The organism is Paenibacillus sp. J31P316 (genome assembly GCF_056269105.1).
In genome coordinates this window covers 20737-35663 of record NZ_JBWDNI010000013.1, presented here as the reverse complement: position 1 = coordinate 35663, position 14927 = coordinate 20737, and the positions used below count along the sequence as shown (strand labels likewise).

The 14927-nt window shown below is 54.2% G+C and carries 8 protein-coding genes; 7 read left to right on the top strand and 1 reads right to left on the bottom strand.

Annotated features, from left to right (window positions below; genetic code table 11):
• Window positions 1–184 precede the first annotated feature (184 nt).
• Window positions 185–2371 (bottom strand): Ig-like domain-containing protein, encoded by a 2187-nt coding sequence (locus AC0YNU_RS25125; RefSeq protein WP_475761427.1) that lies wholly within the window; start codon window positions 2369–2371, stop codon window positions 185–187.
• A 354-nt stretch (window positions 2372–2725) separates the two neighbouring features.
• On the opposite strand from AC0YNU_RS25125, the gene AC0YNU_RS25120 reads away from it, so the two are divergent.
• From AC0YNU_RS25120 to AC0YNU_RS25090, 7 genes are all read left to right on the top strand, one after another.
• On the top strand, window positions 2726–3310 hold the full coding sequence (locus AC0YNU_RS25120; RefSeq protein ID WP_475761426.1) for a CDP-alcohol phosphatidyltransferase family protein: 585 nt from the start codon (window positions 2726–2728) through the stop codon (window positions 3308–3310).
• A 157-nt stretch (window positions 3311–3467) separates the two neighbouring features.
• Window positions 3468–3899 carry a 3-hydroxyacyl-ACP dehydratase FabZ gene (fabZ, locus tag AC0YNU_RS25115; RefSeq protein ID WP_475761425.1) on the top strand — a complete coding sequence of 144 codons (432 nt, stop codon included), beginning with the start codon at window positions 3468–3470 and terminating at the stop codon, window positions 3897–3899.
• A 228-nt stretch (window positions 3900–4127) separates the two neighbouring features.
• On the top strand, window positions 4128–5840 hold the full coding sequence (locus tag AC0YNU_RS25110; RefSeq protein ID WP_475761561.1) for a phospho-sugar mutase: 1713 nt from the start codon (window positions 4128–4130) through the stop codon (window positions 5838–5840).
• 58 nt (window positions 5841–5898) lie between these two features.
• Window positions 5899–8007, top strand: a complete 2109-nt coding sequence (locus tag AC0YNU_RS25105; RefSeq protein ID WP_475761424.1) for a DUF5693 family protein — start codon at window positions 5899–5901, stop codon at window positions 8005–8007.
• Window positions 7959–9161, top strand: coding sequence for a polysaccharide pyruvyl transferase CsaB (csaB, locus tag AC0YNU_RS25100; protein ID WP_475761423.1), 1203 nt, complete (start codon window positions 7959–7961; stop codon window positions 9159–9161). The genes AC0YNU_RS25105 and csaB overlap by 49 nt, the downstream gene beginning before the upstream one ends.
• Window positions 9162–9392: 231 nt before the next feature.
• Window positions 9393–10526, top strand: a complete 1134-nt coding sequence (locus tag AC0YNU_RS25095) for a glycosyltransferase family 4 protein (RefSeq protein ID WP_161705713.1) — start codon at window positions 9393–9395, stop codon at window positions 10524–10526.
• Window positions 10527–11220: 694 nt separating this feature from the next.
• Entirely contained in the window at window positions 11221–14811 is a 3591-nt protein-coding gene (locus AC0YNU_RS25090; RefSeq protein ID WP_475761422.1) for an S-layer homology domain-containing protein, read from the top strand.
• Window positions 14812–14927 lie beyond the last annotated feature (116 nt).

The following is a 14927-nucleotide window of genomic DNA, read 5'->3' as shown; positions in this document are numbered from 1 at the left end:
TGAATCGGCTTACGGCCTGCATAGCCTAGCTATGCAGGCTTTTCGTTGTACGCGGGCTGCCTTACTCGGATGGTTGAAGAAATGGCTGTGCGGATATATAAAAAGCCTGCGCGCTCGTCGCAGTGAGGACGAGGCAGCGCAGGCTTGCTTCCGATCTATACGGTTAGGATAGCCGCTGAGGCTGTTATTTGACCGAAACGCGAATGCTGGCCGTCTTGCCGTCCAAATTCGCCCGAATGTACGTTGTGCCCTTGGCTACGCCTGTGATGACGCCGTCCGTGACTGTGGCTACTTTGCTGTTGCCGGTCGTCCATACAGCTGATTTCGTAACGTCTCCGGTACGCCCGCCTTCGTAATCAGCGACGATTTTGATGGTTTCCTTGCCTTCCGGCGCAAGCGTTAACGACTTGGTGGAAGGAGTCAGCTTCTTTAATTTGCCGATGACGGTAATCGTTACAACGACGGATTTGCCTTGATAAACGCCGGTAAGCTTGCCCGTGCCTTCTTTCAAGGTTTTCAGGGAGCTTCCTTTGATCGTCGCAAGTGTCTCGGGATCGAGGCTCCAGTTCATTTTGGTCGCGAGCGATATGGTTTTACCGCTCTTGTAGACGCCTGTTACTTTCATCGTATACGAATGTCCGGGGCTGAAGGTAAGCGTGCTGTTATCCACGGTCATCTTTGTGATTTCTTCTTCGATCGTCACGCGCACGGTCGCGGATTTGCCAAGGTACGTCGCTGTAAGCGTGGCGGACGAAGCTTGGATGCCTTTGATGTTCGGCGCCTTCACGATCAGGTTGGACGAAGAGCTCTTCCACGTCACCAGGGAGGTGACGTCCTCTTCTTCGCCGGTATCGTACGTCATCGTCATCGTCGGCAGTTTCGTATCCTTGCCGATGATAACGGACAGGTTGGCTTGATCAGCGGTCAGCAGGAGCGGCTGCTCGTGCACGTTCACCGTAACGGTTACTGTCTTCCCTTGCACGGTAGCGGTGAGCACCGCCTTGCCGGTTTTCTTCGCTTTCCACTTGCCGTCGACTTTCTCCATGACTTCGGTATCGCTGCTTGTCCAGTTGGCGAGGTTGGTGACATCGACCGTTTCATCCGCAAGGGATGTGGCCGAAAGCTTAGGCAGCGCGACATCCGCGTTGTCTACGAAGGCATCGAGGCTGTCTTTGGCCACGGTCAGCGTGGCGATCGTCGGATAGACGGTCACGTTCACTTGGCGGGATAGACCCTTGAACGTGACTTTAATGACCGTAGTGCCAACGCCTTTGGGCGAAACCTTGCCATTCGAGTCCACGGTCGCCGCATAGACGTTACTGGATGTCCAGACCGCTTCCGACGTTACAGGCTGCAAATTTCCGTTGTCGTCGAAGAATTTGGCGCTAAGCAAGAGGTCATCATCTTTCAACGACACATGCTGATCTTCCTTCGGCGTAATGTTCAGCGCTTCGTAGGCGGGTCTGACGACGACCGCCACGCTGCTGCTTACGCCAAGATAACTGGCGGTAATCGTGGCGGTGCCTGTGCCGACCGGCTTTACTTCGCCGTCTTCGACAGTGACGACGGCCGTGCTGCTCGTGGACCAAACGATATCTCGAGGAGTGCTGCTTACGCCGGAAGTATCCACGACCGTTGCCGTCAGCTCCTGTGCCGGGCCGTCGAAGATGAATTCCAGCAGATCGGCTTTGCTGCCGCCCTTCGTAAGTGAAAGCGATTTGTAAGGCGACGTTACGGTCAATTTCACCGTGTCCGTTCTGCCTTTGAATTTACCGGTAATCGTCGTCGTGCCGGCTGTCAACAGCTTGACTTCGCCGTCTTCGATGGTGGCGACGCTCGCATCCGAGCTTGTCCAGGTCGCATCGTCCGTGACATCGCGGTCTTCGGCGCCGCTCTTCGAGGCAAACAGCACGTAGTCGATGTCGTCGCCGAGCTTCACGTTGACCGCGGAATCGACGGCCGTGCCGCCGCTCTTGATCGTCACGCTGTCATATAGATAATCGACGATGACGGGAAGCGATACTTTATAGCCTTTGTAAGTCGCGCTGACCGTCGCGGTGCCCTTGGCTACCGCAGTCAATTGACCGCTCGTTACTTTCACGATGGATGAGTTGGACGTGGCCCATGTCGCATCCAAGGTTACGTTCTTGGTTGAAGTGGCTCCGGAGATCGATGCCGTTAGATCAATCTGAAGCGCATCGTCGTCGATATAGATACGGGCTGTTGACGGTGCGTTGTCGAACGAGATGCCGGTGACGACATCCTCCGCGTAAGCGAGGCTTGCAAAGGTCGAGAACGTGAGGACAATGGCGAGCAGAGCCGTAAGCCATGGCCGGAATTTGACGGAAGCGACGGGTTTGTTCATGCGCATGCTGGGTTCAATACCTCCAAAGACGTGAATTTTTCCTTCTATAAATATAGAGGCAGCGTGCATGGTGCCGTATATATAGGAAGGAATGAAACGCCGTATGCCGCAGAAGGCTGGGACAACGTTTCGTCTTGTCTCTTTAATTAACGGTTTGGGAGGCAGAAAATTGAAGGCATGCAGCGTAAACCTTCAGATATAGTTCGTGTAAAGCGGGTGCGCGTACAGCCTGAAAAGCATTGCGCGCCGCGGTGTCCGGCGTAGTGGACGATGGTTTTATTTTTTCCAGCGTAGCGGTATAATGGGTTAGAATGTCTGCACGATCGCCTGCATCAGCGAGCGATAAGGAGGCGTAAGCCAATGAATGTGCCCAATATGCTCACCATGGTTCGCTTCGCGTTGATTCCCGTCTACATAGCCGTATTCGCCTCGGATTCCACGAATCATATGAAGTGGGCGTTTTTGATCATCGTTGTTGCAGGCTTGACGGATATTCTGGACGGCTACCTGGCGCGCAAATACGGGCAGGTCACTTCGATCGGATCCATGCTGGACCCGCTCGCGGATAAGACCATGATGATTACGGTCATTTTGTCCCTGCTCCTTACAGGGCACATTCCTTGGAGCGCGGGAGCGGCGATTTTCATTCGGGACGCGGGCATGATCCTGGGATCGGCATATTTTCATTTTCGGGGAAAAAAGACGGTGCCGGCCAACTGGATGGGGAAACTCACCACGATGCTGTATTATTTGGCCATCTTTTTCATTTTCTTCGAAATGCCATGGGCGCGCGCGTATCTGTGGTGCGTCATCGCGTTCTCGTTCATCACTTCGTTTATTTACATCGGTTTGTTCATGACGCTGAACCGGCAGGGCAGGAAGACGAAAGCCGGCGGCGCTTCGGAGGGCGCATCCAGCAGCGAGAACCACACCCACCAAGCCTAAAGGCAGTAAAAAGGAGATTGAACGCGCAGCGCTTCTTCGAGCGGACGCGGTCAATCTCCCTTATCTTAACCCCACGACTGCAGCTCGTGTAGGATGGCCTTATTGTGGCACAATAATAAGCAATTTATAACATGCATGACGAAAGGGAGTACATGAAATGCTCGATATCAGGCAAATCCAAGAAATTATCCCGCATCGCCCCCCGTTTCTGCTGATCGACCGTATCTTGGAGGTCGAAGAGGGCAAGCGCGCGGTCGGCTTGAAGAACGTCACGATGAACGAACCGTTCTTCACGGGCCATTTTCCGGCGTATCCGGTCATGCCCGGCGTTCTGATCGTCGAGGCGCTGGCGCAGGTCGGCACCGTGGCCATTCTCATGGTGGAAGCCAATCGCGGCAAGATTGGCTTCTTCGCCGGCATCGACAACTTCCGCTTCCGCGGCCAGGTGACGCCGGGCGACACGCTGATCCTCGAGGTCGAGATCACGCGCCTTAAAGGGCCGATCGGCAAAGGACAAGCTACGGCGAAGGTCGGGGATAAAGTGGTGGCCGAAGGGGAAATCATGTTCGCGCTGAAGGATGCGGAATAACTGCTGAAGAGCATGCGCCCTACGGACGGTGCGGGTCTCCGCTCGCTGTTGTAGACGGATTTCTTCGGATTATATAAGACATTTATCGGAAGAAATTCGGCTACAAAGGCGACCACTTCGTTGCTCCGACTCCGCACCGCCCTCCGGGCGCACTTCGGCAGTGGACATTCCGAAATCAGTCAGCGCTCACGAACAGTATAGAGAAAGAAAAGAAAAAACATGGAGAGGATGCTGAAGATGAACCAACTGGCTATTGAACGTTACGAGGCTTGGCTTGCTGATCCTTCTATTGATGCTGCTACGAAAAACGAATTGGCTGCTATTCGAGGAAATGATAAAGAAATCGAGGATCGCTTTTACCGTGAATTGGAATTCGGTACAGGTGGTCTTCGCGGCGTCATGGGAGCCGGAACGAACCGATTGAATCTGTACACCGTCGGCAAAGCGACGCAGGGACTGGCGGATTGGACGGTTGGCAAGTCCGCGAAGCCTTCAGTCGTCATTGCGCACGACTCGCGCAACAATTCCCCGGAATTCGCGCTGGAGTCTGCGCTTGTGCTGGCCGCCAACGGCGTGACCGCGTATCTGTTCCAATCGCTTCGCCCGACGCCGCAGCTGTCCTACGCGGTACGCGCGCTTGGCGCGACCAGCGGCGTCGTCATTACGGCCAGCCACAACCCGCCGGAATACAACGGCTATAAAGCTTATGGCTCCGATGGCTGCCAGCTCGTGCCTGCGGATGCCGAGCAAGTGATCGGCGCGATCCAAGCCGTCACCGGCTTCGACCAAGTGAAACGGATCAGCCGCGAAGAAGCGGAAACGAAAGGCTTGCTGCGCTGGCTGGGCGATGCGGAGGATCGCGAATACATTCGCACCGTAGCCGCGCAAAGCTTGAACAGCACGCTGCTGAAGGGCGGCCTCGGTCAGGATTTGACCGTCGTCTACACGCCGCTTCACGGAGCAGGCAACATGCCCGTTCGCGAGGTGCTTAAGGAAGCGGGACTGACGAACGTGCATGTCGTGCCGGAGCAAGAGCAGCCGGACGGCTATTTCAGCACCGTCAAATCGCCGAACCCGGAAGAACGCGAAGCTTTCACGCTGGCGATCAAGCTGGGTCAAGAGTTGAACGCGGACATCATCATCGGCACGGATCCCGACTGTGACCGGATGGGCGCGGTCGTGCGCAACAACGACGGCGAATTCGTCGTCTTGACGGGCAACCAGTCCGGCGCGATCATGGTCAATTATTTGCTGGGCACGCTGAAGGAGCGCGGCCAATTGCCTGCGAACGGCGTCGTTGTCAAAACGATCGTCACGAGCGAAATGGGCGGTGATATCGCGTCTTCTTACGGTGCCGAAGTCGTCAATACGTTGACGGGCTTCAAATACATCGGGGAGAAAATGACCCAATACGAGAAAACCGGCGACCACAGCTTCCTTTTCGGTTATGAGGAAAGCTACGGGTATCTGGCCGGCACGTATGCCCGCGACAAAGACGCGGTCGTTGCCTCGCTGCTCATTTGCGAAGCGGCCGCTTACTATAAGAGCCAAGGTAAGACGTTGTACGACGTGCTGTTGGAGCTATATGCGCAGCATGGCTACTACATGGAGCATTTGGAGTCCCGTACGCTGAAAGGCGTGGACGGAGTACAGCAAATCGCCGCGATCATGCAGGATTGGCGGACTAATCCGCCGACGGAAGTGGCGGGCGTTCGTTTGCAGAAGGTGCTCGACTATCTGCCGGGCTTGGACGGGCTCCCATCCGAGAACGTGCTGAAATACTTGCTTGAGGACGGCTCGTGGTTCTGCCTGCGTCCATCGGGCACGGAACCGAAAATCAAAGTCTATTTTGCGGTTCGCGGACAATCGTTGGACTCGGCGAAGGCCGCCATCCAATCGCTGACGGAAAACGTGATGAAGCGCGTTGACAGCAAGGCTTAAGCAGAAGCTTTCGGGCGGGGCCGCGGCTCCGCCGGAAATACGTTAAGGAGTGGAAGTTGTGCGTCAGAATTGGCAGTATTGGAACCGTAAAGCGACAGCAGTATTATGCATCCTCATCATCATCGGTATTATCGCGGCATTGCCCGTCGCTGCGAACCGCTGGAAGGTGGAGCGTTCGTCCAAGCAGGTCGATATCGTGTTCGATTATCGCGATTTGGTTCAAGTCGCGGCTTATAAAGCTCATCCCCAGCAATACATTCAAGACGAGCTCGTGAAAATGAGAGCGGCCGGCATCGGGTCGATGGCGGTTTTCGAAACCTCCCTTCAGGAGCTGAAGTGGGAAGGACGTCTTTCCCTGTATGGCTCCGATGAGGTAAGCGACCTCGAAGGAAAGCCGCTGGACAAGAACGAGAACTTCACGTACGTGCTGTTCAATTCCAAAGCGGATGAGGACGCGCTTCGACCAGTTATCGAAGACACGTTCAAGCAATGGGATATCTCCGTGTCGCCATGGAGCTTCAAAGGCGGCAAGGGGCTCGTCCTGGAGACGCCGGTCGAGGATGCGCTTCTTAAAGCGATGCAGCCTGATCCGCTTGCTGTCCAAATGCTGCACGATGCCGGCTTCCGCATCGTACCCCGCTTGTCGGACCGCGCGAAATACAACGCAGCCGAAGTGGACAAGCTGTTGGATTCATATCAAGCTATTGGCGTAACGCGTATCTTATTCGATGGCAATGCGGTGAAAGGCTATGGCGATAATGCCGAACAGAAGAGCTTGACGCTGTTCGCCGATTCGCTCAACAAGCACGGAATCGGAATCGCGACAATTGAGAATTCTAAGCCGCAGCAGGGTATGGGTACGCTCGCATACCTGACGCATTATAATGTGGCGAGACTGTACTCGCTTCCGGATAAAGACGCTGCGGGCATGAAGCCGATCGATATCGCGGATCGTTTCCATCTGGCCGTCAAGGACCGGAGCATCCGCATGTTCTATATCAATGCCGCTCCTGCGAGCAATGCGGCGAAGTCCTCCATCACCGATCCGATGGAAAATATCTATAACTCGCTGCAAGGTGAAGACGGGTTCCTTGCCAAGCTGGACAAGCTCGGCTTTACGGCCGGTCCAGCCGAGAAGTTCGACTATACGTCGCCGTCTTGGCAGAAGCCGTTGAAGGCGGTTGTCGCCCTGGGTGCGGTCGCATTCATCGCGCTGCTCATCCAAGCGTTCCTGCCGGGCGTCGCCATCCCTGTATTTATCATCGGATTGATCGGAAGCGCAGGCCTCTACGTCGTTTCCAAATCGATCTTCGAGCAAGGATTGGCGCTCGGTGCCGCGATCAGCGCGCCGACGCTGGCCGTTATCTGGGCGATCCGCCGAGTGCGGACGCATACGGTCGGCAGCCGCCGATCGATTGGAGGCGCGGATGACGCCGCAACCGCCCGAGCGAACGGCAGTATCCGCTGGATTTTCCCGGGCATCACGGCGGGACGCCGCTTCTTGATGGCGATCGCGATCTTCGCGACGACTTCGCTCATCTCGCTCTGCGGCATTCCGTTCGTCGTCGGCCTGCTGAACAATATTACGTACAAGCTCGTGCTCGAACAGTTCCGCGGCGTCAGCCTGCTTCATCTTGCGCCGATCGGGTTGTCCGCGCTGTATCTGCTGCTCTATACCGGCGAATCCGTCATCGGTAATCTCCGCCGCTTGCTGAAAATGCAAATCACCGTCCTGTGGGTCGGTGCCGCAGCGGTGCTGGGCGTGGCAGCAATGTACTACCTGTCCCGCACGGGCAACGAAGGCTCGGCCTCGTCGATCGAGCTGACCTTCCGTAATTTCTTGGAGAACACGTTCGGCGTGCGTCCGAGAACGAAGGAATTCCTGCTGTCGCATCCGTTGTTCTTTGCCGGTATTTTCCTTGCGCTTCGCTATCGCGCGGCGTGGGTATTATTTATCGTAGGCGCGATGGGGCAGCTGTCGATGGTGGACACTTTCGCGCATATTCATACACCGCTTTCGATTTCCTTGATCCGCGATTTGCTCGGTCTCGCGCTCGGCGCGCTGATCGGTCTCGTCCTGATGGGGGTCTGGCAAGTGTTGGAAGGAGTTTGGAAACGATGGGTACCACGGAAACCGGCCAAAACAACGCTCAGATCCGGCGCGTAGTCATTTCCGGCTATTACGGCTACCGCAACAGCGGCGACGAAGCGGTTCTCAAATCGATTCTGTTCGCACTGGCGGAAGAAGGCGCGCAGCAGGGCATCCGGATCGTTCCCGTCGTGCTGTCGATCGATCCTGCTTGGACGACGGAGATGTACGGCGTCGAAGCCGTGCACCGGATGCGCTTCGGCGAACTGCTCCGCGCGATTCGCGGCAGTGACGGCTTGATCAGCGGCGGCGGCAGCTTGCTGCAGGATGCGACCGGGGCGAAGACGATCCCGTATTACACGGGCGTCATCAAGCTGGCGCAGCTGCTTGGCAAGCCGACGTTCATCTACGCGCAGGGCATCGGCCCCGTGAATCGCCGGTGGATGGACCGGCTGATTCGCGGCGTGATGAAGCGCAGCGCGTACGTGTCCGTGCGCGACGCGGAATCCGCCGATTTGCTCGGGCGGATGGGCGTATCGCGCGACCGGATCGACGTTGTACCCGATCCGGTCATGGCGCTGCCGCTTGCTGGCGCAGCCGCAAGCGGTACAGGGGCCGCCGGCGCGGAGCGGGCGGCCCTGGCGGGCGCGAACGCGCCCGCGGCAGCGGCGGCGGGCGAGGATTCGCCGCCGCTGCCGCCGGTGGTCGGCGTGTCCTTGCGGCATTGGCGCAAGGACGGAGCCGACCTGGCGCGCGCAGCCGCCGCGCTTGGCGCGCTGGCCCGCAGCCGGGCGGTGCGGCTGCGGTTCCTCCCGTTCCACACCCCCTCGGACGCGGAGACGTCCAAGGCGGTGATGGAACAGCTTGGCGATCTCGGCGAGAGCACCGCCGAGATCGTCTCGCCTGGCGATGACCCGCAGGCGATGCTGCTCGAGGTGAGCCGCTGCGATGCATTGTTCGGCATGCGCCTGCACGCGCTGATCTACGCGGCGAATCAGTCCGTGCCGCTGCTTGGACTTTCCTACGATCCCAAGATCGATCAGTTCCTGAACCGGCTTGGTTTGAAACCCGTGGGAACGACCGATTCGCTGGCTTCGGAAGCGTTCGTAGCCGCGATGGGACAGCTGCTCGACGAGCCTGCGCAGTGGTGCGCCGAACATGGCGCGGCTATTGAACGGTTGAAGCGGGAAGCGCGTACGCCAGCGAAACAAATCGCGGCGAAATTACGTTAATCTAGATGTAGAAGCTTCAGCCTCATTTAACCCCAGGTTCACGCGGACATGTAGTTATGCGGCCGTAAATCGAAGCGAAAGCGCTGTGAGCGAAAGAAAATGTCGCAAAACCATGCCCAAGCAACCGAAATTACCGTTTATTTCGTGAAAATTGCTTGAAAATGAGAGTGGAGTTTCTTTTTCAAACAGCGTATAATTCTATCCGGCGATAGCTATGAAAGGGAGATGAAAATGAGTCACGTCGTTCTCTATACAGCTGCATTCATAATTTCATTATGTTTAGCACTGGCGCTCACCCCGCTGGTCATCAAACTGGCCTACAAAATCGGGGCGATCGATAAGCCGAACCATCGTAAGGTTCATACGAAAATCATGCCGCGCCTTGGCGGCTTGGGCATATACGCAGCATTCGTCGGCGCCTATTTTGCCGTGCAACCGTTTATTCCGGAAGGTCTCTTCCGCAGCTATGATAAGAATCTCGTTAACGCGATGCTCGCAGGCGGTACCATCATCGTCCTCATCGGGGCGCTGGATGACCGTTTCGAATTGTCCGCGAAAGTAAAACTGCTCGGACAAATCATCGCCGCATGCGTCGTAGTCTTCGGTTTCGGAGTCAAGATCGACCTGCTGAACATTCCGTTCGGCGAAGCGATGCAGCCCGTTGCAGCTTGGGTTAGTATTCCGATCACGATCCTGTGGATCGTCGGCGTAACCAATGCCATCAATTTGATTGACGGCTTGGACGGTCTGGCAGCCGGTGTATCGGGTATTGCCATCGGCACGATCCTAATCATGGCGGCAGTCATGGGCTTCGCGCCAGTCATTCTGTTAAGCGCCTTGCTGCTTGGCGGCGTTATCGGCTTCCTGGTCTATAACTTCCACCCGGCCAAGATCTTCATGGGCGACACCGGCTCGTTATTCTTGGGCTTCGGTCTTGCGACGCTCTCGATGCTGGGCTTCAAACAGGTGACAATGGTTTCGTTCGTTACGCCGCTTCTCATCATCGGCGTTCCGCTGTCGGATACCTTCTTCGCGATCATCCGCCGCTGGATCAACAAGAAACCGATCTTCGCGCCGGACAAAGGCCATCTGCATCACTGCCTTCGCGAACTCGGCTTCAGCCACCGCCGTACGGTATTGATCATTTACGCGATTGCATCGTTCTTCGGACTGTGCGCGATCCTGCAATCCACGATCGTACAGTCGGACGCGGCCAACTGGATCACGTTCGGCGTCATCCTCGTGATCGTCTTCTTCCTCCAGATCGGAGCGGAGTTGATCGGGATCGTCGACAAGTCACGGCGGCCGCTCCTCAGTTTCCTGCAGCGTCTGCTGCTGAGAACCGAGCAGTCGCGGTCGAAATAATTCGATTCAATAAATGTGTTTGAAGAGCCTTGACCCGTATGGGTCAAGGCTCTTTCTTTTACCATAAATTGATACTTCCGCTGATGTTCATTTCTTCTTAATCCTAAACTTTCTCCTCCAGCCAGCCGATAAATACAGTACAGATTTATAGTGAAACAGTTTTCATTTTTGGAGGAGGCTTACCGTGAGTAAGAAACTAGTCGTACTATTACTGATGCTCTCGCTCGTCCTGCAGCTATTACCGTCGTTTGGCGCTTCGAACGTAAATGCGGCGGGTTCGACAGCAGGCAATTTCTCATTTCCCGATGAAAGTAGTGATCCCGCATCTCCCCGGACGACTTCCGATGAACGTGTGACATTGAACGGTACTGCCAGTAACGTAAATGCATCGACAATTACGTACAGCGTGTATCAAGTCATCAACACGCAAGGCAATGCGGATCCGTCCGATGACCAGCTTGGAAGCGTTCGCGAGAACCTGACAAGCAATATCTACGTTAACGGCTTTGCGCTGCAGGTTTATAATTTGCAGTTATTCCCCGGCTTGAACCGGATTACATTCACCGGTGTGCAAGGGGGCAGCCAAGTTTCTAGCTCCATTTATATCAATTATCGGAACGGTCCGTTATTTTATAATCTAACGGCAAGTCTGGACGGCAATATGTTCCCGATTAAGGAAAGCGGCACGACGGTCGTGCAGTCCCAATTCTCGCGCGGACGGTCTTCTGCGGATATCAGCATTACCGGTAATGCGCCGAACTCCAGCCAAGTGACGGTTGTCGTCAACAACAGCAGCCGCACGTATGCCGTCAACAGCAGCAACAACTATTCTTTTGCGGCGTCACCGATTAATCTGCAGAAGGGCAAAAACCTCGTCACGATTAAAGTGTCCAACCAGAATCAGGTCACAGAGACGACGCGTGAAATTGCATTCTATAATGGCGACGTTACGTTTTACGATGTCAATATTGAAGATGCTGGCGGTAAGAGTGCGCTTGAATATAGTCCGCAATTCTTGACTAATGACGCGAACAGTATTCAGTTCACGGGTAAAGTCATTGTCCCGAACAAGCTGTACGACAATACTCCGACAGACGGCATCGCGGACCCTCACCCGGCTCTCGGAACGCCAATCGGTTCCGTGCCGTTGGATATCGATTATAGTCTTACTCCTAACGACGCGTTGACATACAGCGGAAAGGTTCAAGCCACGTTGGTTGACCCTGCATCCACGACAGCCAACGATGCGTTCTTTATCTATCAGTTTACGTTGCCTAAATCGGTCTATTCGCAAGCGCTGAGCTTCAAGCAATACGGCCTCTCGCTTAAGGCCGTCAACGAGGAGAAGAAGTATCTCGCTGGCGCAGAAGTGAAAGAAGGAGCAAACTTTAATTTTTCCGTTCTGAATGGAACGGCACCGTATATCTATCAAGTCAACTATTTGCCTGGCTACACGCAAGGAAAACCTTTCGAGAACATTGCCGGTGTTGGCCTAGACGGTAAAAATATTTACAATATGCCGTTCGCCATCGAGTTGTTGGTTGGCAATTCGACACCGAATACGAAGGCGGATATTTTGGACGTGAAAAGCAGCACGGTAGCAACCCCAAGCACTAACTTTGCTAGCAGCGTTATTTCTACGGCCGCGACGCCGAATGTCACGAAAGTTATTAATGGCATTCCGACTTCCTTCAAACGTATTATTCTCGCAGTAACGAAAATGCCGTACGAGGGCACGCAGACGATTAATTTCAAGCTCGATGGTGGAAGCGCGACTGCCGCTTCGGCAACGGCAAGCCTGCTGTTTGGTCCTTACGTTAACTTTAACAAGGTGTTCGATGGCATGAAAGTAGACGATGATACGACAGCTGCGGATCGCGAGACATCCATTGTCGATGGGTTCCTCGGAACATTCGCAGGGCGTATCGAGAATATTACGAATACGGCGGATATACACTATACCCTCAGCTCAACGACCCCGCCGGTCGCTCAAACTGTATTTTTCTACATTAATAACACGCCGATTCAATTGACGCAAAACCTTGCAGCGCCTGGGTCGACTATCGTGGATTTCATCGCAGCGAACAGGAGCGATGTATTGGCTGCTTTGGTATCCGGCGAGAATACGATTCGGTTTGTCTATCAAGGGACACGCAACTCCTATGAGAAGACAATCAAAGTATATCTTGTACCGACGAACTTGCCGGAAATTCCGGCGAAAAATTCGGCAGGCATCTTCCCATACAGTGTCGAGAACCTGACCCCGTTGCCGAACGATCCGGCGTTCCCGTTATCAGGTAGTATATTTACAACGAAGAGTTCGCAGATGAAGGTGTTCGGTACGTTCGATTTCATCGACCTGGGGACCGATGCGGGCGGTGTAGCAATCAAACTCGGCGGCGTTACGAAGCCTGCCGATTACATTCTAAAGATTGAAAGTACGAGTTATGCGACGCCGATCCAGTGGGATTTGACGAATGAATTCCATGTCTATGATAGTACGATTCCTGCTACGTCCGCCACGGTCAATAGCGGTAGAGCGGTGAATGGAATCTCGGTAAGCTACGACGTGCATACACAATCCTTTACGTTCACGCTGCCTGTGCAGCAGTTGAATGATAACGGAAGCTCCAGCGTTTACAATTTCTTCGTTTACAACAGCGGTCTGTATGGTCCGAAAGCAAGCTATCGGATGGAAGTCGATCCGACAGCACTGCCGTACGATATCATTCGTCCATTGCTGCCGGCTAAGGGCATTGTCAACAAGAACTTCGTCGAGGTCATTATTAAAGCCCCAAGTGCAGAGACAGTCGTTATCAACAAAATCAATGCGGAAAAAATTAAATACGATGCCGACAATAGCGGCGGTGTCAACGGCGCGGACTATGATGCCTACCGAGTTGTTATCGAGGGCCTCAAGCCAGGCGCCAACAAGATCAGCTTTACGATCCAAAATCAAAACGACAAAACGTCGGATTTCTTCAACATTACGTATTCACCGACGAATATTCCGGGCGCGGAATATCTCCAGCTAATGGGATCGTCGAATAAGGTATTCGATGGTGCACTCAGCCTGACGTTCCCGAAAGGCACGACCTTGACGCGCAGAGACTTCAATATACCGGACAAGTATAAGAATCAAGTGTACACGGGTCATAAACTACTCTTCGCCATCGCGAATGGAGAGGACGGCGTCGTCGATCGTCATGAATTCGAGACGCTGCCGAGCAACTTCGATAAGATCTTGGAGAGCTTCGGCACAAGGTTCAAATATTCTTTCCCGACGCGCTTTACCAAAGCAAGTCCGGTTTACTGGGTAGATGCCGGCTTAGCGGATGACATGAGTACGGCAGACTTTTACGACCCGCAAACAAGCGGTGTTGATCCTTACCAATTCCCAGGCGCTACAGGCACAAACAATACGAAGCTGCCAACCTATGATGAGCGGCCAAGCGATCGCGAGCTTATCACGTCCAAGATCGGTACACTGACTTTGTCGTTCGATCCAAGCATGCGTGATTCGGTCGGAACTATCGTGACCGTGTTCCGTTACGACGTAAAGAATAAATACTGGGAGAATGTAGGCGGAGTCGTCGATACGAAGAAGAACACCGTCACGGTGCCATTTAGTCAATTCGGTTACTATGTAGCTGCCAAGATGGTTTATTCCTTCAATGATGTTACGGCGCACCCATATGGACGTAACTATATGGAGGCGATTTTCTCCAAAGGCGTTATGAACGCCGCTGGCTTAGATGAGTTTGGAGCAGACATGTATATCTCGCGTGGTGAATTTGCCCGTATGCTCGTTAAGGCGTTGGACGTTCCATTGAACTACGAGCTCGGTAAGTCGCACTTCGATGATGTACCTTCTATTATTAACCCGGATGCTCTATGGGATTATCGCTATGTAGAGACTGCAGCACGGGAAGGCATTATTCGGGGTAAACTTCCTCGTACGTTTGACCCGACAGGGAACTTGACGCGCGAAGAAGCGGCTGTCATCTTATCCAGAGCACTGGATACCAAGATGGATACTGATACAACGAAGATTGATAAGGCGCTGCAGAAGCAATTCAAGGATTATGCCGAAATCAATTTCTACGCACGAGCGGCTGTTTCTGCAATCGCTAAGAAAGGCTATATTCAAGGATCTCCGGTAGATGCGAAGGATCCGAAGAAAGGCTTTACGTTCGAGCCGCAGTCCAGCTTGCTTCGTTCCGATGCGGCTATCATTGTCGGCAAAGTCCTTGCTGATCTGAAACGTCTACCTAAACTCAACTAAATTGGACGACATAGGGCCGCCTGGGTGATTCCCGGGCGGCTTTCTTGTTCCTGTATCTGTTACTAACGATTGCTATAGTTCTCTTTACATGGGAAATGTTATCTATCGACGTAAAT